This is a genomic window from Antrihabitans cavernicola, assembly GCF_008297975.1.
Classification (GTDB): Bacteria; Actinomycetota; Actinomycetes; order Mycobacteriales; family Mycobacteriaceae; genus Antrihabitans; species Antrihabitans cavernicola.
In genome coordinates this window covers 1-19643 of record NZ_VLNY01000031.1, presented here as the reverse complement: position 1 = coordinate 19643, position 19643 = coordinate 1, and the positions used below count along the sequence as shown (strand labels likewise).

The following is a 19643-nucleotide window of genomic DNA, read 5'->3' as shown; positions in this document are numbered from 1 at the left end:
TGTTACAACGGCAGCTCGAAGAGCTCGGCTACCACGTCGAGATCAGCCCCGCGGCCTGACATTCCGGGACCGGATCACGTCCAACAAGCTGGGTTGTCACCTCGCGTTCAGTTTCGTCTGAGTCTGCGAGGGACCGTATGGACATCATTTCCGCCTATCGAGAAGTCGGAACCTATCGAGGGGCCGCCGAACTGTGCGGCACCACCCACAAAACCGTCAAACGGGTCGTCAAGAAATTCGAGGCCGGTGACACCGCACCTGAGCTCGTCGTCCGACCGCACAACTACGATGCCGTGGCCGAGTTGGTCACCGAACGCATCGCCAGTTCGAAGGGCAGGATCTCGGCGAAGCGTCTGTTGCCGATCGCGAAAGCAGCCGGCTACGAGGGGTCGGCCCGCAACTTCCGACGCCTGGTTGCCGACGCTAAAGCGTTGTGGCGCAAGGATCATCATCGTGGTCGTCGCCCTGCGGTGTGGTCACCGGGCGAGTACTTGGTCATCGACTGGGCCGATGTGGGTGGTGGACTGCATCTGTTCTGTGCGGTACTGGCGTTCTCGCGGTGGCGGTTCGTCGCCTTCGCCGCCAACGAACGCGCCACCACCACACTGGCGTTGATCGCCGAAGCCCTGGCGGCGGTCGGCGGGGTGCCGTTGAAGGTGTTGGCCGACCGGATGGCATGTCTCAAGGGTGGAGTCGTCGCGAACGTCGTCGTCCCGACACCCGACTATGTCCGTCTGGCAGCACATTACGGATTTCAACCCGATTTCTGTCATGCGCATGATCCGCAGTCCAAGGGCATCGTGGAGAACCTCGTCGGCTACGCGCAGCGGGATCTGGTGGTCCCGCTGCTGACCGAAGCGAACATCGCCGGCAGACCAGTGGACGTGCATGCGGCCAACGCCGCCGCCAAGAAGTGGTGCCTCGAGGTCAACGCCGCCGAACATTCGGAGATCTGTGCGATACCGGATGAACGTCTGATCACCGAACAGCAAGTGCTGCAACCGTTACCGTCTTTTCGTCTGGAGATCGGGCCGTCGCCGGTGACCCGCAAGGTCGACCGTCTCTCCTGCGTCCGGTTCGCCTCCGCCCGCTATTCGGTGCCCACCCGGCTGATCGGGACCACCGTGACTCTCGTCCAGGACGGTGCCCGGTTGCTGATCGTGGAACCCGCCACCGGCGAAGTCGTGGCCGACCACGAGTTGGCCGCGCCCGGCACCGCGTCGGTCAATGATGCCCACTACGACGGGCCACGGCCCGCACCGAGCCGCGGACCACGGCCGAAAACGACTGTCGAGAAACAGTTCTGCGCACTCGGCCCCGACGCGGAAGCCTTCCTCGTCGGGGCGGCTGCGATCGGCAACACCCGCCTCGGATCGGAGTTGGAGATCCTGCTCGCCCTGGGCGCCGCGCACGGCACCGAGGCGCTGGTGGGCGCGTTGACACGGGCGACGGCATTCAAGCGGTTCCGCGCCGCCGATGTCCGCTCCATCCTGGCCGCCGGCGCCGGAACCCCGCAACCCCGCCCCGCCGGTGACGCACTGATCATCGATCTGCCGAGCTCAGCCACCCGGCCCCTCGACGCCTACGCGATCAGACCCGAATCCATCGACAGCAAGGGCGGCACGCCATGACCGTTGATACGACAGATGCAGGGCCGCAGCCTGTTCCACCCAAATCCGCTCCGGACCTGCCCGCCGATCTCGATGCGGGGTTGCGGCGCCTCAAGCTCGCGACCGTCCGACGCACCGCCCCAGAGGTACTGCTCACCGCCAAGACACAACGCTGGACCCCGGAAGAAGTGTTACGCACGCTCGTGGAAGCCGAGATCTCCGCGCGAGACGCCTCCAACGCAGCCCGCCGGCTCAAGGCGGCGGCATTCCCCGTCGCGAAGTCCCTCGACAGCTTCGACGTCGCCGCCTCGTCGATCCCCCCGGCGACGTTCGACTACTTGACAAGTCTGGAATGGATACGAGCGCAAGCGAATTTGGCTTTGGTCGGTCCGCCCGGGACCGGCAAATCGCATACCCTCATCGGGCTCGGAATCGCCGCGGTCCACGCCGGGCACAAGGTTCGGTACTTCACCGCCGCCGACCTCGTGGAAACCCTCTACCGAGGACTCGCGGACAACACAGTCGGCAAAGTCATCGAGGCCCTGCTCCGCAACGACCTCATCATTTTGGATGAAGTAGGGTTCGCGCCGCTGGACGACACCGGCACCCAACTGCTGTTCCGGCTCGTCGCCGGCGCCTACGAACGGCGGTCTCTCGCGATCGCCTCGCACTGGCCGTTCGAACAGTGGGGACGGTTCCTGCCCGAACACACCACCGCCGTCAGCATCCTGGACCGACTCTTGCATCACGCGACCGTCATCGTCACCGACGGCGAGTCCTACCGGATGCGCGACGCCCAACACAAGCGAGGTGACCGCCCCTGACCCACCGGATTCACCGCAAGGGGTGGGGACATCTATCTGGCCAAAAACGGGGACCGGAAACTGGCCGTTGACAACATCTCGAACCCGATAGAGCGAAATCTCGACTCCCCGATGCCGACACATTTGAGGAAGCGATTCGGTTTGGGCGGGGCTTACTCGAACGCCACACTGCAAATCGGATCGACGATTTCGACCGAGCGCACGCAGGTGGCGGTCACGAGTCATTCGAGGGTCATCGGTCAGTACGTCGAGCAACTCCGACTGGAGGAGATCGGAGCCTTCCCCCTGTGTTCCAGCGAGTCAATGCCTTCGGCGATCGACTCCACGGGTGATACCGAGATGGCAGCAATGGCACCGATGCGCCCACAGCGCGCGACTACTTGCCCAGCTCGCGTCTCCGATCAACAATCCATCGCCGGGGGACTACTGCTATGTCTGCATAGACTGTCCGCGCTCCGCAGAGGTACACCTCAGCCACCGTGGTCGCTACCAAGAAGTACCACTCGACCAAGCCCGCCCACGCGATCGCCTGGTCATGCCTGTCCACCTGCAGTAACACCTGCAACCCCGCCGGGTACCGCAGCGGAGTTCGTCAGTCCTGGAGCGATGCGCACGTCGGCGATCACGACCCAGCTAGCTGTTGCGGATCAAGACTTTCCGGCTAGGTCGTCAGCCGCGGGTGGAGGGTAACTGTTCCAACGCTTTCCGCGTCACGATGTGATCGGCGGCGGTGTTCGATCCGGTGTTGCCCGCGCGGAGCAGTGCGGCCACGGGCTCTCCGGTACCCGGCTGTCCAGGTCGAGGCACGCCAACAGCGGGGGAACCCGCAGCTGCGTTTATAGGCACGGTCGAACAGTTGCGGTCGAGCGGCGTCCGTTCAGGCAGTGCTGTTGTTGTTCACCTTGATCGCGGAGTATCTGCGTTTGTTGCATTTCTGGCGTTGATGACGATGGATGCGGTGTACGTCCCGATCGACACGGACTATCCCGACAGTCGAAAGGCCCTTATTCTCGGCGAGGTTAAGCCGGTCGGCGTGCTGAGCGACAGCCCGATCGGCGACTACAACCGTCGCTCTGAGGGCGCTATTCACACGGTCTACTTACGTGGATCCACCCCGGTCACCGGCTCTGAAGCGGCCAGGCCGCCTGGATATATCCTGTACACATCGGGGACCACCGGCCGCCCAAAGGGAGTCTACGTTCGCCTCGCCGCCGTGATGCTAGTGATTGACGCGGCGTTGCGACGCCATCAAAACGCTGAGTTGAGTTACCAGCGTGTGCTCCAATATTCTAGTCTTGGATTCGATGCATCGATCTTCGAGATTCTGATGAGCTTCTGTTCAGGACAAACCTTGGTGGCTTGTCGTGAGCGTGGCAATCTGCGAGATGTACTAAAGCGCTTTGACGTTGACTTCGCACTCTTGACCCCGTCGACAATCAAACTGCTGTCTCCAGACAACTCGTATTCATTGCGGCAGTTGGTGGCAGGCGGTGAGGCAATGAGTGCGAACGTAGTGAGTACCTGGGCGGGCAGGGTTGCGCTGTTTAACGCGTACGGTCCGACCGAGGCCGCCATAATGACCCACTGCGTTCGTCTCGACAGCGGCTCTGCTGCATCATTGATCGGGCCGGTTATCGAACCCAGTAGTCAGAGGATCGTGACCGAGTCCGGCGAAGAAGCCGAGATTGGTGAGGTCGGGGAACTGATAATCCTCGGCGATCAGGTAGCGGACGGGTATCTGGACCGGCCGGATGCGACTGATCGAGCCTTCGGGCGTTCGTCAGACGGGCAGCGGATGTATCGCACCGGTGATCTGATGCGAGTTGTCGGTGCCGGAATTCTGGAATACGTCGGTCGCAAAGATGATCAGATTAAAGTCAACGGCGTGCGGGTTGAAATCGTAGAAGTTGAAGGAGCTTTCGAGTCAATCAGCCCGATATCTAGTTGCGTCGTGGCGCCGAAATCAGCGACCTTCGGAAACGGCCTGTGTGCGCATATCGAACTACTCACGGGACATACCATTGATCTAGATTCGCTTTACGAAAGTGTGCGCCGACTTCTGCCCGGCCCCATCGTACCGACCCGGGTCTGCCTGCACTCCGTGCTGCCGCGTCTCAATTCAGGGAAGGTCGATCGACGTCTGCTGTCGGCTGACGAGTGCGGCGGAACAGCGTTGGTCGGCTCACCCGGAGTACTGACCAGTGAACGCACGCGTAATGCAACCGAGGCGCAGATCGCGGATGTTTGGAAAAAGTACCTTTCGCTGCCTTCAATTCCACTGCGCGCCGACTATCTAACGATCGGCGGTAACTCCCTCAGTATTTTTAGCATGCTGGCCGACATTGAGCACTCTACCGGTGTGCGAGTGACGGCAGGCGAGTTCTATAGTGCCCCCACTATCGAGGGCCTGGCGATGGTTTGCAGATCGCGAGTTGGGCCCCACGCCCGGGAAAGCATGTCCGGTCTCCGACTACCGCAGTTTCGCTGCGGCGACGACCTTACGAAAACGCTGTACTGCGTTCACGGGCGCAATGGCGAGACGTTCTTTCTCAAAGAGTTCAGCAGGCTTCCAGGAAGCTACGGTGTGCAGGGTGTGCGCGCCCGGGGTCTTGATTTTGATGAGAAGCTGCCTGGATCGCTTGAGGAGATGGCGGCGGAATATGTGGACCTGATCTTGGCCGACCAGCCGGAAGGGCCGTACTTCCTTGCGGGTTTCTCTGCCGGTGGGCTGCTCGCGTTCGAGACCGCCAAACAGTTGACCCAGGGAGGGGCAGATGTCCTGCCCGTGATGTTGTTGGACGCCGAGCCCCCCGGGTTTGTGGAAAAATCCGGTGATGGTGAAAAGCGCCTATCTCATCTCTTGGCCACGTATTCGAACGATTCTCGTCGAATGCCCTGCGGTTCGGTTGAAGACGTTATCGCCCAGTTGGTCGAGTTAGGCGCGGCAGCCCCCGATATGTCCGGGGAAGATATCGCTCGGCGTACGCGGGTCTTGGAAAATATCGTCGAGTGCTGTGGCCAATACACAACCAATCCGGCCGCACTTGATGCCGTGCTCATTGTTGGTGAAGGCCTCCGCAGCATCGGGATTGAGGACTGCATCAACGGCTGGCGCGAACTGGTCCGCAGACTGGACTGTGTTATTGTCCAAACCTCCCATCGCGGTGAGGATTTGGTCTGCGCTCCCGAGGTATTGGCGGCGATCGATCGCGAGTTGGATCCTAGAAGGGCGGACGTGAATTGAAAAGAATGGGCAGGATCCTCCGCAAGATATTAACGGGGCGGCGTGACGTTCAGTTTATCCTGAACAGGGTGTATGTCACGAATATATTCGGAGAATGTGGCACTGGATTACGAGCATTCGGTTCGCCGACCGTAACCTTTCCGGAAAATATTGCGATGGGCAACAATTGCTCGATAAATTATGATGTCGTCATTGGCGCGCGGGCTCCTATCAGTATCGGCGATCGCGTACGAGTGTCGACCGGAGTTGTCATTGAAACGCAGTATAGGGATCCATTCGGTAGCGGGACGGACCACAAAGCTGAGCCGATCTGTATCGGTGACGATGTCGATATCGGAACAAAGGCGGTCGTTCTCGGTGGTGTTACCATTGGACAGGGCTGCGTTGTGGCTGCCGGGGCCACAGTACATGAAGACATCCCACCGTACAGCCTAGCGATTGGTTCGCCAGCCGGGGTCGTTCCGCTAATGAATGGCCGACCCACGGCGGACATTGTGCGCGTCGAAAAAACCGAGCGGAACGACGGCGCGATATTAACTGCTTTGCTCGAGTGGCTCGCCGATATTGAGGATATTGCGGCAGACCCCGATCAAAGACTGGAGACCCAAGGGATAAATTCTTTGCTGGTCCTCGAGATCATCGCATTTGCCGCGTACAGGTTTTCTATAGGAAGGGCCGTCGATGGGTGTATGGCGACAGGGATGCCGGAAAGTCTGCGAAAACTATCGGTGCGACTGGGAGCGCTACCTGGATTCGCTGACGAAGAGCGGGTCCGGACACACTGGACGACGCGGGTGGCCGAAAATGCGCTGACCAATCCGGATATGATCAGCCTGCTAGCAGGGGCAGACGGCGACGCCATCGGCAGTCGATTGGACTCCGATCGTCGCCGGTATGTCCTCAGCAGTTCCGTTGATCTGCAGCCGGATAACGAATCGCTGGGGACTCAGACACCGAATCGCACAGCGAGGCACTGTTGATGGTCCGGTTCGGTGAGCTGACCGAGCATGTGTTGCTGGTTGATGAAGAAGTGGCAAGCCGTCTGCACTTGAACTCGGAAGAGCGGGGTGTCCTCTACCGAGTTGCTCATGCCGGTGAGGCGGTTGGAAGAGAAGTGCCCGCAGATGTTGTAGCGGCAATATTCTGCGGAATTGCGTCCAAGCGTGCGGGTAAACAAGGTGCGCGGGACTGCTTTAGCCGCGTGGCAGGTGGAGTGGTGGCCACTCTATTGGGGCGCCTGATTAGAGGCAGAGTGCGACGTCAGCGCCCGACCACCACTAGCTATGGATACAGTTTTCCTTCAGGCCATGGAGTGGTAGCTATGTCGGTGTATTGGCATCTGGGCAATTCTGCGACCAGCAATTGTGGCGGTCGCTACTTGCCTTCCATTTTGCGAATGTCGAGCCGGGTATTTTGTGTTGCTGTTCTCTACTCTCGATTGGCACTCGGGCGACACTATTTGTCGGATGTAGCGGCGGGGGCGTTTCTTGGCTGGATCACTCCGCATCTTTTCGTTCGAGCGATAGTAGGTTAATATATGAACGCATCCTTGGGTGGATCAGAAACAGTAGTGGGCGTCAGCGCATTCGGGCACGATGCGTCCGTCGCAGTAGTTCGTGGACGGAAGATTCTGTTCGCCGCGCACAGCGAGCGTTACACGCGAGTGAAAAACGATTCCACGATCGCGGCCGGACTGGTGGCGGAGGCGAAGTCCTATCTGGGGGGTGCCAAGGTCGACCGGATGGTTTTCTATGAACGTCCGCGCGATCGTCTCAGACGAAACGTGTTCGCTGGCCAGGCGCGTGGTGCCGTGAACTACGCACAGAACGTTTCGGGATTGCTGTGGCAGTGCTACAAGGACGACATCCCGCTTTCATTCGTTGGACATCACGAAGCCCACGCGGCTGCCGGCTACTTCACTTCTGGTTACCCGGATGCGACAGTGGTGGTCGTTGATGGCGTCGGAGAATGGGAAACACTGTCGGTCTGGCGTGCGGAGGGACGAACCCTGCGACGTGTTCACTCGATCGAATATCCACATAGCCTGGGATTACTGTATAGCGCATTTACTGAGCGGGCCGGGTTGAAGCCAAATGAAGACGAATACATTCTCATGGGGATGGCCGCTCATGGTGAACCTCTGTACGCAGACTTGATTGAGAATGAGCTGGTTAATACGACCAACACTCCCGACCTGGTCCTGAAAAGAAATATTCACCGAGGACTCGGTAAGTGGCGCGTTGATCTGAACGACGGTCCGACTCTCGCCGCAAGCGTTCAAACGGTGATTGAACGCTATCTTTCGCGGCTGATGACCTGGGTTGCTGAAAGATTTCCGTCGAAGAATCTTGTGTATTCAGGTGGCGTGGCGCTGAACTGCGTTGCGAATCGCATGATCCGGGACTTGGGGGTGTTCGACAATATCTGGATTCTTCCGAATCCGGGCGACGCAGGGTCGTCACTCGGTGCTGCTGCCGCACTGTTGCGGCATCAACTGGAATGGAAGGGGCCGTTCCTCGGGCACGACATCGAGCGGCAACTCAATCCGAAGTTAGTTGCGAAGGAACTCGCAAAAGGCAATATTGTAGGTATTGCAAATGGTCGTGCGGAATTCGGCCCGCGAGCACTCGGAAATCGGAGCCTTCTTGCCGATCCGCGAGGTACTGACGTTCAAGCACGTGTTAATCGTATTAAGCGTAGACAACTTTACAGGCCGTTTGCGCCAGTAGTCCTGCACGATCACGCCCAAAAGTATTTCGACTTCGATGGGCAGTCGCCGTATATGCAGTACACTGCACGATGTCTTGCGCCTGATGCGTTTCCGGCAATTTGTCATGTCGACGCGACGAGCCGAATCCAAACCATCGACGAGTCGGTCCACGGAACACATCTTTACCTAATATTGCAGGAATTCTATCGCCTCACTCACTGTCCCATACTGCTGAATACCAGCTTGAACATAAAAGGTGAGCCGCTTGTCAACACATGGGGCGACGCGGAACGTTTTGCGCGGTTGCACGATGTTGCCATCTACTGAGTGGTTGAGGTCGGTTGAGATGTTGAAGCAATCGCAGCAAGGCTTCAACTGTCGAACGCCGTATGGTTCGGTGGACTCCACGCACGGCCGTTTTCGATATCCGTTAATCCGATGCAGCGCCAAAGCGCTACGCGAATTGACTGGTTGCGAAGACTTCACGGTATTTGATCTCCGAACAGATTTTGAACGAGAAGTTCATCCAGCACACAGAGTAGCCACGATGCGCTATGAGAAAGCCACCGTCGAGTCGCGGCGGGTGACGCTTGGGCCCGAGGTGGAGAACTCCGATTTCCGCGAAAACACAGACGCTTTCCAATACGCGGCGATGTATTGTGAGATGGTGCCGCGAGCAATAGACGTTGCCAGCAATGTGTTGGCAGCCATGTTGTCCGAAAAAACCGAGGGAGTAATAATATGCTGTACGGCGGGGAAGGATCGCACAGGGGTGGTAGCTGCCATATTGATGACTGCTCTCGGTGTTTCCCAACGATGGATAGTCGACGACTATCACGCCTCTGAGGCGGCCCTCGTGCCGATGGAAGCGTTCCGCAGCAGGCGATGGGGACTGACTAAGGATTATCCCGACTACCTTCGGCGGGTCAGATGTAACCCGCTCGCCATTCAGGCGGTGCTGAATGATCATCGGCTCAATGGGGCAGTTCTTATGACTATGCTCGGCGAACGTGGCCTTACGCGCGATTGGAAATCGATGGTTCAGCAGTTGGCTTGGGATCGAGTTTTGACCGCAGATCGAGATGGGCCACGATGATAATTTACGCGAACGGGTGCTCAATGACCTATGGATCTGAGCTGCACGATCATCCAGTGACCGGAATTTGCACCAACAACAAGTACCGTTGGGAATCTTCGTGGCCAGGTGCCCTCGCTCGGCGGTTCTGTGCCGATTCGGTGGTGAACGATGCCGTACCGAGCGGATCTAACGATCGCATCCTGCGTCGGACGGTCGAATTCCTGCTTCGGCATCAACAGCGACAGCTGTCCGCCGATTCCGAACTTGTTGTTGCGATAGGTTGGAGTTCTCCATTGCGACGCGAGATGTTCATCAACGGAGCGTTCCGTCAGATTGTTCCGCATCATGGATACCGCGATTTCGCAACCGACCGATTCGCTGCGGCTTATCGGCGGTGGGCAGTGAGTGATATCGAAGGGGATTGGCGGTTCGTTGGACAAGCGGTATCGCTGGCCGGTCTTCTTCAATCTCTCGGTATTCCGTTCGTCTTCTTTCATGCACTGGATCCCCGTCCGCTTCCTATTTCGGTCCAGGGGGACGTCCAGGTTCGGACTCGACAACTCGGATTGTTTGACGGCTCCCTATCGATGGAGCAGTACTTAGCCGACGATCCGAGCATGTGGCGGGGCCGTCATCCCTCCGAGGAGGGGCATGCGAAATGGGCTGACGAGCTGGTTGGTCGCTGGTCCGAACGGGCAAATTTTCCCGGCGAAGCGCTTTCCACACGGAATCAGCACGACGCTCGGATACAGTTCAGTGGAACAGAGGTTAGCGCCCGGGTTGATATGAAGATTCCGACAGGGTGGGCGCGTAGCGCACTGCGGTCCGTGACTGGCCGGCGATCAATGCAGTGGCTCAATCGCGATCCGTTCATCTATCCGTAGCCTCGTCGTCATTGTGACCATTCTGAATCGGGAGTAGAAACCATGCGGCTTACGAATATACTGATATTCGCGTCTATCCGTGTTTTCGAGAAATGCATGCCGGCGCTGTCTCTCGTAGCGGTTAGTCCAATCATACCGAGCAGCTATTTTCATTGGAACGCGGTGATCGAAGATTCCTGGAAGGATGCCCGAGAAGAGGTCGAGAGTCTTCTGCAATCGAAGTCGGCGATTCCCAGCTTTGTCGACATCTCGGTCGAGCAAGCGCGGCTTAGCAACGATGACAAGTGGAAGACATTCTTCTTCCGCGCCTACGGAGTGGACATTGAGGAGAACTTGCAGCGATGCCCGGCCACTGCAGCGTTAGTGAGACGTATCCCCGGCTGCACCACCGCGTTTTTTTCGATTATGGATCCGGGAACCGAAATACCGCCTCATCGCGGTCCTTTCCGTGGTGTAATCCGCTATCATCTCGGTATTCGCATTCCGGAGCCCGCGCGGTGCGGTCTTAAAGTCGGCGGTGAGCATATCACTTGGGAAGAGGGCAAAGGGGTATTTTTCGACGATACTTATGAACATGAGGCATGGAACCGTTCGCACAGTGAGCGTGTGGTGTTGTTTATTGATATTAAGCGACCTTTACGCTGGCCGTTCAATTTCTTGAACGACTTCTATCTGTCGGTAATGCAGAAGTCTGAATTGGTCAGCGCCGCTCTCGTGCGACAGCGCCAGTGGAACGTCGATCATCAGGATGATTGAGGATCTCATATACCCGAGGAGGTTGTGTCTGTGACGGATTCCAATAGTGTGATGCTCCGACCGGTCGAAGCGAGTGATATACCTGCTCTCGCCGAATGGTTTCGCGACGAGGAATTTCGTGGCCTGTTCGGCTACCGATTACCGATTTCGAGTGAGTACTGGCCAAATTGGATTGGTCGGAATTCTGAGATTTCCTATCAGCGTGCTGTTTTCATGATCTGCAAGTCGGGTCAGCACTCGGACACAGTTGGTATGTGCTGGTTACGACACGGAGATCAACTGAACAGAACGGCAGAGGCGGCTATCGGAATCGCGCGAGAACGACGACAGGGCATGGCGCGGAGCGCCATTCTTGCCCTGATTCGCTTCGGTTTCGAGACGCTTGGGCTGAATCGAGTCGAGTGTAGGATCGCTGACTTCAACACGCCGTCGAAACAGTTGGCGCTCAGCGTTGGCGGCGTCGAGGAGGCGCGGCTCAGATGTGCTTATTACTGGAATGGTGAATTTCATGACTTGTGTATATTTGGGATGTTGAGGTCGGATTTTGATCGTCTTCATGGCCAGGCTTAGATCAGATTCAGCATTTGGTCTTCAGAGTGCGTGGAGGCGTTTTGCGCGTTGCCAGGAGTGGATCAGCGATCGCAAGGTGGAGTGGTTGAGGTAGCGGAATTCGTGGGCGATGCGGCGGAAGTCTCCGAGTCAGTTGATGGGTTCGACGGGCCTTTGGACGCGGGTAGGCCGGCACCTCGTTGCGTCGGGCCCAAAGCTGGTTCTGCGACTTCCACTGGGTTGCCTAGTTGAAGTCGGAGAACCAGGGGTTTCCGGCCTGGATTGCGAATGAATTGTTGCGGCAGGTGTTGGCTGCATCTGCTGTGGCGCGTCTGAAGTAGTTGTGCGGTCTTGTTTGGTTGAATCACTCACGCGCGCCGCACCGTTCTTATTTGCGTCTTCTGACCGTGCCCAGCTTGAGAAGTGGGTACGATCGACGACCGCGAAGGCTGGGTTAGTCCAGCGAGCGAGGATCGTTCTCTGGCGGCCGATGGCGTCGGGCATCCGCAGATCGCGCGACGGGTCCCGATTGGCGTCTCGCCAGTTAATCGGAGATTCGTTACCATAGGGCGGTGACTGCGAGCTATGAACTATTTGTGCAAAGCCTGGCCCATAGGGCGACGGACGTACGCATTGTTGTCGCCGGTATTAGTGGCGTCGGAAAGTCAACATTAGCGGGCGAGATTTCGAGGAAGATCGATGTCGAGGTAGTCGAGCTCGACGCCCTGCATCATGGTCCCAACTGGCAGCCCCGGCTCACCTTCCAGTCCGAAGCTATGGCCTTGATCGGTCGGCCGAGTTGGATTGTTGACAGCAGTGGCTATCCGCAAATTACGGATGCACTCTGGGAGCGTGCGACTCATATTATCTGGCTCGACCTCCCGCGACATGTTGTATTTTGGCGTCTAGCCATTCGATCGATTGCCCGCACCGCGCGTAGGACTGAATTGTGGAATGGTAATCGAGAATCGTTAAGGCAATGGTTTACTGCGGACCATCCGCTGTGGACGGCGATGCGCCGCTACGATGGTCGACGCAAGTTCGTCAGTGAGCATATCGGCGCGAAGCGAACCCCGTTTGACCTCGCGCACATCACTTCGAGGAGGGCTGGAAACGACTTCAGCGCCCAGCTCGACTATGAGTTGGAATTTGGGCAGCGCGTGGATTGACTGAATGTGAACAACCCACCGATACGCGGGAAATGGCCCACGATGAAATACTCTGAATCAGTTGTACTGCCTGATGAAGGCGGGCAGTTTGTCGGCCGTGGGTGCACTCCAGAAGTCGATCGAACAGGTACCAGCACGGTTGATCAACAGCCGAGCTCGGAACGTTAGCGCGTCCTGCGTGACGATCTGCACCGCCTGGACCGGGGCCTCGCTCACAACATTCGTGGGTTACCGGGCAGGGCCGCCTGTCCGGTCTATCCGACATTTGTGGGAGGCCCCTGTGTTTACCGAGCGTACGAGTGTACGGCTGGATGTGCACGCCCGATCAGTGGTCGCGGCGGCGATCGACGGCAGCACGGGTGAGTGTCCGGGCGAGACTGACGCCAGCCTACGAGCACATTCGGTCGTGGCTGGCCGAGTTACCGGGTCCGGTCGCGGTCGATTACGAGGCGGGCCCGACCGGGTTCGGGCTGTCACGGACGTTGACCGCAGCGGGTATCAGGTGCGAGGTCGTCGCACCTAGCAAACTGCAACGCCCGAAGGGTGATCGAGTCAAGGCTGACGCCAGCGACGCGATGCATCTGGCGCGGCTGCTACGCTTAGTCATCGCTGTGACGGTCCCGACCGTCGATCAGGAGGCGGCGCGTGATCTCGTGCGTGCGCGGGAGGACTGTCGTGGCGATCTGATGAGGGCCTGGCATCGACTGTCGAAACTGCTACTGCGGCAAGGGATCGTCTACTCCGACGGCCAGGCGTGGACCGGCGCCACGATGCCTGGTTACGTCGGCAACGCTTCCACGCACCAGCGGTGCAGGTGACCTTAGAATCCGACTACGACGCCGTGCTGACGGTGGCTGCTCGCCGGGAACGACTCGACCGGGCGATCGCGGCGATGGCCGCCGATTCCGAGTTCACGCCGATGGTGCGGCGGCTGGGCTGCCTGCGCGGAGTCAGCACCTTGATAGCAGTAGAGAAAGTTGTAACCGGGTTGCCGGGTGTGGACGCCGTGTTGTGTTCCGGGGTTGGTTGCGGCGGGTGGAGGTTGCAGAGGAGCGAGCGGCGCGGACAGGAGCGGAGCGGATGGGAGCAGAGCGAGCGCAGCGGAGACCGGAGCCCGCCGCCCGTGTCAGGTGCGTGTGAGCTCGTTGAGGCGGGGTCCCCCCGCGACGGTGTGGCTTAGGCTGATCTTATGGATGGTGAGTTGACGGAGCGGGGCCGGCGGCTGACGGAGCTGCGGTTGGCGCCGTTGGAACGCCGTTTGGCTCATGTGCGAGGTGTCGCGGCCGCAGTTGACCGGCTGGTGACGCTGGTCGATCCGTGGGAGCAGGACGCTGTCGTCGCGTCGGCGTGGTTGCACGACATCGGGTATGCGCCGTCGGTGCGTTCGACCGGCTTTCATCCGATTGATGGTGCGGGTTTTGTGCGAGCCGAGGGTTTCCCACAGCTTGTCGTTTCGCTGGTGGCTTATCACACGGGTGCGATATTTGAGGCAGGTGAGCGGGGGCTGTCGGCGGAATTGGCCGAGTTTTCGGAGCCGCCGCAGCGATTGTTGGATGTGTTGACGTGTGCTGACATGACGACGAGCCCCGACGGTGATCCGGTGGATGCAGGTGAGCGCGTGCGCGAGATCTTGTCGCGGTACGGGGTGGATGATCCGGTACATCGGGCGATCACCCGGTCAGGCCCGGAGTTGCTGGCCGCGGTGGCCAGAGTGCAATCGCGCGCGAGCGGCTGATCTGTTGGCACGTCTGGACGGCGGGCTGGGACTATCCGAGGTACGGCGTTGGACGGTGTTCGCGGTAGTGGTTGATTCGTAGCCGCATTGAGGGGTGCATGGAGATTGCGTCGAGTTGCTCCTGGGGTGTCCAGGCGATGTCGGTGCTCTCGGAGTCGATGAGTAGTGTGCCGCCGAGAAGGCGGGTGGTGAAGCACAGCGAGAATTGTTGCCGCACTTCGCCGTCGGTGTAAGCCATGACGTGGTGGGGGTTGGTGTAGACGCCGATGAGGCCGGTAACCTCGACGTCGAGCCCGGTTTCTTCCTTAACTTCCCGCACTGCGGTGTCGACGATGGATTCGCCGAGGTCCATTCCTCCGCCGGGTAGCGCCCACAGGTCGTTGTCTCGACGCCGAATCAACACGATGCGGTCTTCGGTGTCGGTGACGACGGCGGTGGTGGAGGGGACGACACTGTTCGCCGGTGGCGCGTCTGGGTCGTTGTAATGATCGATTCGGGTCACTGCGGTCTCCGTCATCGTTGGTGCGGGAAAAGGGTCAGATATCGGCTAGATGGCGCGCGCGGTCCGCCAGACCTTCTCGAATGCACGACGGTGGTCGTCCCAGATGTCAGGGGCGGTGCCCCGGTCGATGTAGAGGGCGGGGTTGTCGCTGGCAGGTGCACCGTAGAGGTGCGGGTTGGCGACGAGCCGGTCGTCGGCTCGAAACATTGAGGTGTACAGCGGTGTGCGGTGGGTACGAATATCGATGCCTGATGTGCCGGCCAACGGTTCCAGGCGGGAGAGGGTCATCCGGCATCGCCCGGCCAGGCTGGTCCCGATGAGTTCCTCGTCGCCGCGCTGGGCAACGGCAGTGGATTCGGGGTCACCGACCGCGAACCGGATCGCGACGCCACGATCTGCTGCGGCGGTGAGGATCTGGGTGAACCGCGGTATCCCGTCGAAGAGAAACGTACCGCCGTAGACGAGGAAATCGATGTGCTCTCGTGCCTGCGTGAACAACTCGATCCACACGTGGCGCGGTACATCGGCACGGTTTGCGTACACGCTGACCGCGACCGTTCCCGAGCTGGGCGGGTCGAGGAGCGGGAACTTGTCTGGCCATAGGTCGCTGATCTCACAGCCGAGGGGTTCGGCCGCGATCCGAGCGTTTCCCGCGTGCGGCGTGTTCTTACCCGCCAGCCATCGCTCGATCGTCTTTATCTCAAATCCGGTGCGCTCCGACAGGGCGGCGGGGCTCAGACCGGCCTTGTCCATGTAGTACCGGAGCCGCTCATTCGGTACTACGGTGTCGTTTTCGGCGCTCTCCACCGCCACGTCAGTCTTCCTCCCGTCCCGGTCTCAAACTCGCGCTGCCAGAAATCCTCGGTGTTCTGTCCACAGTTTGTCATGCAAGTGTCCAGAAGTGTCTCGCACGTTGGGGTCGCGACAGCCAAACTCGGATTTGCTGCGCGGTCCTGTACGTACGTGGGCTCGGTGAACCTGGACATCGTCGGGGGCGACGCAGCCGGGTCGGCGCGGCCACTTATCCGTCGGTTCGGCCGCCCAGATCGACAACGTGCCATTCCACCGTTGGTGGGCACGGTTACGTTCGGCCGATGGCCGGCTATTTCGCGACGTAGCGCTATCGCCACGGGCACCCCTTACGGGCTCGCCCCGCGTTGTATGGTGCGCCACGCGATCGGCACGCTGGTCGTGGCGCACGCCCGAGCCATCTCGGAATGTATCGGCCCACCACGCTGACGAACCCTGGCGGTGGTGCGATTGTTGCGTACCGTCTAGCGCTCACATCACGGGAAATCGCGCCGCTACTCCACGGCCACAGGTGCGTCTACGGGAACGCCATGCCGGCCGGCACGCCTGACGGGAGACTACAACCGAACCGACCGGGTCGACCTCGAAAGCCGGTCACCGCGTGGACGAGCCGGGTATCGCGCGCCTCGTTCTTCATGAGGTAGGCGTCGACGTGCCGCTCTGTCTCTGAACATTCGTCGGCGACATCCGAAGTCATCAGTGTGTAGCCCGTGGTCGCGGATCCGGGCTTGCCGGTCATGGTCAGCCAATCAGCCCCAACGCCGTCGCGTGCAGCGCCCGCGCGCACGTCGGGACCAGTGAATCAAGGCGACTGTCCAGTGTTTGTCCCCCAAGTGTCCACCATCTGGGGGTAACTGTCCTGCTGGTGGGGTCGAACTGTCCGCCGCGGTCGGGTTGTGTGGATGGGGTGCAGCGATCCACGTTGCGCACCAACACAATTCCCGAATGGAGATGGTCTATATGCGTTTGAAGATCGATACGAGCAGGTCGCAGTTCATTGTGACGAAGACACCGGAACCCCGCACGAATTTCGAGACGGGCAGCCCGAAACTGGATCCGGTGACCGGGCTGGTGCAGTTCGCGGTCCAGATGCTGGCCCTCGACGATGCCGGCGGCGAGGTGATCACGGTGACGGTGGTCGGTGATCCGAAACTTACTGTCACCCAACCCGTCACAGTGACCGCGTTGGTGGCGATGCCGTGGAGTCAGGGCGACCGATCCGGAGTCGCGTTCCGCGCCGATTCCATCACCGCGGTCGCTGCTACTCCCGCTTCCGCGCCTTCTGCCGATACCGGTTCCTCGGCCGGTACCCGCCCGCAGAAATAGCCACCGTCGAAGGGCGGGATGAGACACGCGCGCCAGCCGTCTGATCCCGCCCGTCCGGCTCCGATTCTTGTTGCGCCAGAAGGGACTCTCCATCATGACCGACACCAACAACCAGCCCTCGGATCGTCATCGGTCCGGCAGTGCTGCGCCCGACCCCAGTGACGACGCGATCGGGTCGGCACTGTGGCAGCTGACCCGATTCGTCGTGGTGTGGGCGTGGCGGCTGCCCGTCGTGACACTGTCAGTGGCCGCGGTCGCAGTAACCGGATGGCGCTGTGGGCCCACCAACGCGATCATCGCGACCGTCGTGGTGCTCGCGGTGTTGGCCTGCTGGGCGGTGCTGGATCCGGCATCGTTGCGGCGGATCACGTTGGACCGCATCCGATTTCGATATCGGGTGTGGTCACGCTACCGGCACTGGACGGCGCTCTGTGCTGATTGCGGACTCGGCCGTGTCCGCGGCGAGGACATCGTGGTGCCGAAGTTGCTGCGGATCCGGTTCGACGACGCCTGCGATGTGCTGACAATCAAACCGGTACGCGGACAAACCTTGTCGGACTTCATCGCCGCTACCGATGCCCTCGCCGATGCATTCGGCGCCGACACCGTTTCTGCGACCCGACCCGGCCCGCAACAGATCCGGCTCACGGTGCAGCGGCAACAACCCCTCGCCGACCCCGTCACCCCCGCCGCCACGGACGGCACGTCCGGTAGCTCACGGGCAGCGAGCACCCTGTCGGGCCACGGGCGCTCGCAGCGAGCCGGTGTTCGTATCACTGTCGGTGAGCGCGGTGACGGGCGTCCGTGGCAGCTGTCGGTGGCCGGTGCCCACATCCTCATCGGTGGAGTGACCGGCGCGGGGAAAGGTTCGGTGTTGTGGTCGATCATCGCCGGCCTGGCCCCGGCCGTGGCAGCCGGTCAGGTGCAGCTACGGGTGGCAGACCCGAAGGGTGGGATGGAACTCGCCCTGGGCGCACCGCTGTTTCACCGCTTCACCTACCGCGCCGACACCATCGCGACCATGCTCGCCGACACCACCGCGGTGATGACCGACCGCGCGGAACGACTGCGCGGCACCACCCGCCAACATGTTCCGACCCGCGCGGAGCCATTGATCGTCGTCGTCATCGACGAACTTGCCGCGCTCACCGCCTACACCGACCGGAAACTGAAAACCGAGATCGAGCAACATCTGGGGCTGCTGCTGACCCAGGGGCGCGCGGTCGGGGTGTCCGTGGTGGCCGCCGTGCAGGACCCATCCAAAGACGTGGTGCCGTTGCGGCAACTGTTCCCGATCCGGATCGCGCTACGGATGGCCGAATCCACCCAGACCACCATGATCCTCGGGCCCGGCGCGGTCGAGCGGGGCGCCCGCGCCCACCAGATCCCCGAACACCTACCCGGCATGGGCTACCTCGCCATCGACGGCACCGCCGCCCCCACCCTGGTCCGGGCGTTCCATTACACCGACACCGCCATCGCCCACACCGTCGACCTGTACGCACCCACCCAGGCGACTGACGACGTCGGTGACGGCGGCACGACGGAACAGGAATAGAAGCGATGTCCACCAGCGCTACGACACCCCCCGGCTCGACACCCCCCAGCTCGACACCCCACGGCCCGACCACGCCGACTTCCCCCGGGCAGCTCGACCCGACCTCCGGTCACGGGGCGCGGGTGGTGGCCGAGATGGTGCGCCGCGCCGGCCGTCTCGACTACCCGCAGTGGTGGCATTCGGTCCGGGCCACCGGATACTGCATGCACCCCATTCATCTTCGCCGCGGACACGGACTCACCCGTGCCGACCGGCTGCTGGTGCGTTGCGGCAACCGACGTGCCGCGGTCTGTCTGTCGTGTTCACGGCTCTATGCCGGCGACACCTGGCAGCTCGTGCACGCCGGCATCCTCGGCGGCCATCACGATGTGCCCGCCACGGTCGTCGAACATCCGCAAGTGTTTCTCACTCTCACCGCCCCTTCGTTCGGGCCGGTGTACCCGCCCGAGCATCCCACCCGCGCCGGAGAGCCCCGCCACCCAGCCCGTTACGACTACGTCGGGCACGTGCTGTTCACCTGGTGGGCGCCAGACTTGTGGCGCCGCTACACGATCCGGCTTCGCCGCCTCGTCAGCGCGAGGCTCAAGGAGCACGGCGAAGCTGCTGACAGTCTGCGTGTCGCCTTCCTGAAAGTGCACGAAACCCAAACCCGTCTGATCCCGCACTACCACGCCGTACTGCGACTCGACGCCTCCACCACAGCAGCCGGGCAGCCACCGTCAACATCGCTCACTGCCGGCGAGCTGGCCGCCCTCGCAGCGCAAGTGAAGTACCCCAGGTTTAGTTCCGATCTTTATAGGAGGATCGAAGCTATGCCCCGTCAGTACCCGCCGGAGGTCCGGCAACGAGCTTTACGTCTGCTCGAGGTGACGCTGCAGGACTCGGAGG

Annotated in this window: 17 protein-coding genes and 1 pseudogene; 16 read left to right on the top strand and 2 right to left on the bottom strand. The window is 60.7% G+C overall.

Annotated elements, in window-relative coordinates; translation table 11 throughout:
- The first annotated feature begins 137 nt into the window (after positions 1-137).
- From istA to FOY51_RS26750, 13 genes and pseudogenes are all read left to right on the top strand, one after another.
- The gene (gene istA / locus FOY51_RS26815) at positions 138-1631 is read left to right on the top strand and encodes an IS21 family transposase (RefSeq protein WP_149433326.1); all 1494 of its coding nucleotides are present in this window, start codon (positions 138-140) and stop codon (positions 1629-1631) included.
- On the top strand, positions 1628-2434 hold the full coding sequence (istB, locus tag FOY51_RS26810) for an IS21-like element helper ATPase IstB (RefSeq protein ID WP_149433325.1): 807 nt from the start codon (positions 1628-1630) through the stop codon (positions 2432-2434). The genes istA and istB overlap by 4 nt, the downstream gene beginning before the upstream one ends.
- 856 nt (positions 2435-3290) lie before the next feature.
- Positions 3291-5678 (top strand): AMP-binding protein, encoded by a 2388-nt coding sequence (locus FOY51_RS26805; RefSeq protein WP_187776495.1) that lies wholly within the window; start codon positions 3291-3293, stop codon positions 5676-5678.
- A gap of 68 nt (positions 5679-5746) precedes the next feature.
- A complete protein-coding gene (locus FOY51_RS26800; protein WP_187776494.1) occupies positions 5747-6658 on the top strand; it encodes an acyltransferase in 912 nt (303 codons plus the stop codon).
- Positions 6658-7212, top strand: a complete 555-nt coding sequence (locus tag FOY51_RS28095) for a phosphatase PAP2 family protein (protein WP_149433322.1) — start codon at positions 6658-6660, stop codon at positions 7210-7212. Before FOY51_RS26800 ends, FOY51_RS28095 begins: the two co-directional genes overlap by 1 nt.
- 3 nt (positions 7213-7215) lie before the next feature.
- On the top strand, positions 7216-8715 hold the full coding sequence (locus FOY51_RS26790) for a carbamoyltransferase N-terminal domain-containing protein (RefSeq protein WP_149433321.1): 1500 nt from the start codon (positions 7216-7218) through the stop codon (positions 8713-8715).
- A 19-nt stretch (positions 8716-8734) separates the two neighbouring features.
- On the top strand, positions 8735-9484 hold the full coding sequence (locus tag FOY51_RS26785; RefSeq protein WP_187776493.1) for a tyrosine-protein phosphatase: 750 nt from the start codon (positions 8735-8737) through the stop codon (positions 9482-9484).
- Positions 9481-10350, top strand: coding sequence for a DUF6071 family protein (locus FOY51_RS28090; protein ID WP_353961395.1), 870 nt, complete (start codon positions 9481-9483; stop codon positions 10348-10350). Before FOY51_RS26785 ends, FOY51_RS28090 begins: the two co-directional genes overlap by 4 nt.
- 162 nt (positions 10351-10512) lie before the next feature.
- Entirely contained in the window at positions 10513-11106 is a 594-nt protein-coding gene (locus tag FOY51_RS26775) for an aspartyl/asparaginyl beta-hydroxylase domain-containing protein (RefSeq protein ID WP_187776492.1), read from the top strand.
- A gap of 51 nt (positions 11107-11157) precedes the next feature.
- Positions 11158-11676 carry a GNAT family N-acetyltransferase gene (locus FOY51_RS28085; protein ID WP_353961396.1) on the top strand — a complete coding sequence of 173 codons (519 nt, stop codon included), beginning with the start codon at positions 11158-11160 and terminating at the stop codon, positions 11674-11676.
- A gap of 551 nt (positions 11677-12227) precedes the next feature.
- On the top strand, positions 12228-12824 hold the full coding sequence (locus FOY51_RS26765; RefSeq protein ID WP_149433316.1) for a P-loop NTPase family protein: 597 nt from the start codon (positions 12228-12230) through the stop codon (positions 12822-12824).
- 280 nt (positions 12825-13104) lie between these two features.
- A pseudogene (locus tag FOY51_RS26755) lies at positions 13105-13791 on the top strand (IS110 family transposase); the annotation flags it as partial.
- 222 nt (positions 13792-14013) lie between these two features.
- Positions 14014-14559: an HD domain-containing protein gene (locus FOY51_RS26750; RefSeq protein WP_149433314.1), complete on the top strand. Its 546-nt coding sequence runs from the start codon at positions 14014-14016 to the stop codon at positions 14557-14559.
- A 31-nt stretch (positions 14560-14590) separates the two neighbouring features.
- Here FOY51_RS26750 and FOY51_RS26745 read toward each other — a convergent pair whose 3' ends face one another.
- Together FOY51_RS26745 and FOY51_RS26740 are read right to left on the bottom strand one after the other, a co-directional pair.
- Positions 14591-15076, bottom strand: coding sequence for an NUDIX hydrolase (locus tag FOY51_RS26745; protein WP_149433313.1), 486 nt, complete (start codon positions 15074-15076; stop codon positions 14591-14593).
- Positions 15077-15106: 30 nt separating this feature from the next.
- Positions 15107-15874, bottom strand: coding sequence for an XRE family transcriptional regulator (locus FOY51_RS26740; protein WP_149433312.1), 768 nt, complete (start codon positions 15872-15874; stop codon positions 15107-15109).
- 957 nt (positions 15875-16831) lie between these two features.
- Between FOY51_RS26740 and FOY51_RS26735 the strand changes: the two genes are divergently transcribed.
- The 3 genes from FOY51_RS26735 to FOY51_RS26725 form a co-directional block, all read left to right on the top strand.
- Positions 16832-17197 carry a hypothetical protein gene (locus FOY51_RS26735; RefSeq protein WP_149433327.1) on the top strand — a complete coding sequence of 122 codons (366 nt, stop codon included), beginning with the start codon at positions 16832-16834 and terminating at the stop codon, positions 17195-17197.
- Between the two features lie 94 nt (positions 17198-17291).
- Positions 17292-18755, top strand: a complete 1464-nt coding sequence (locus FOY51_RS26730) for an FtsK/SpoIIIE domain-containing protein (RefSeq protein ID WP_149433311.1) — start codon at positions 17292-17294, stop codon at positions 18753-18755.
- 5 nt (positions 18756-18760) lie between these two features.
- On the top strand, positions 18761-19643 hold an 883-nt coding region (locus tag FOY51_RS26725), incomplete at its 3' end, for a replication initiator (protein ID WP_353961394.1).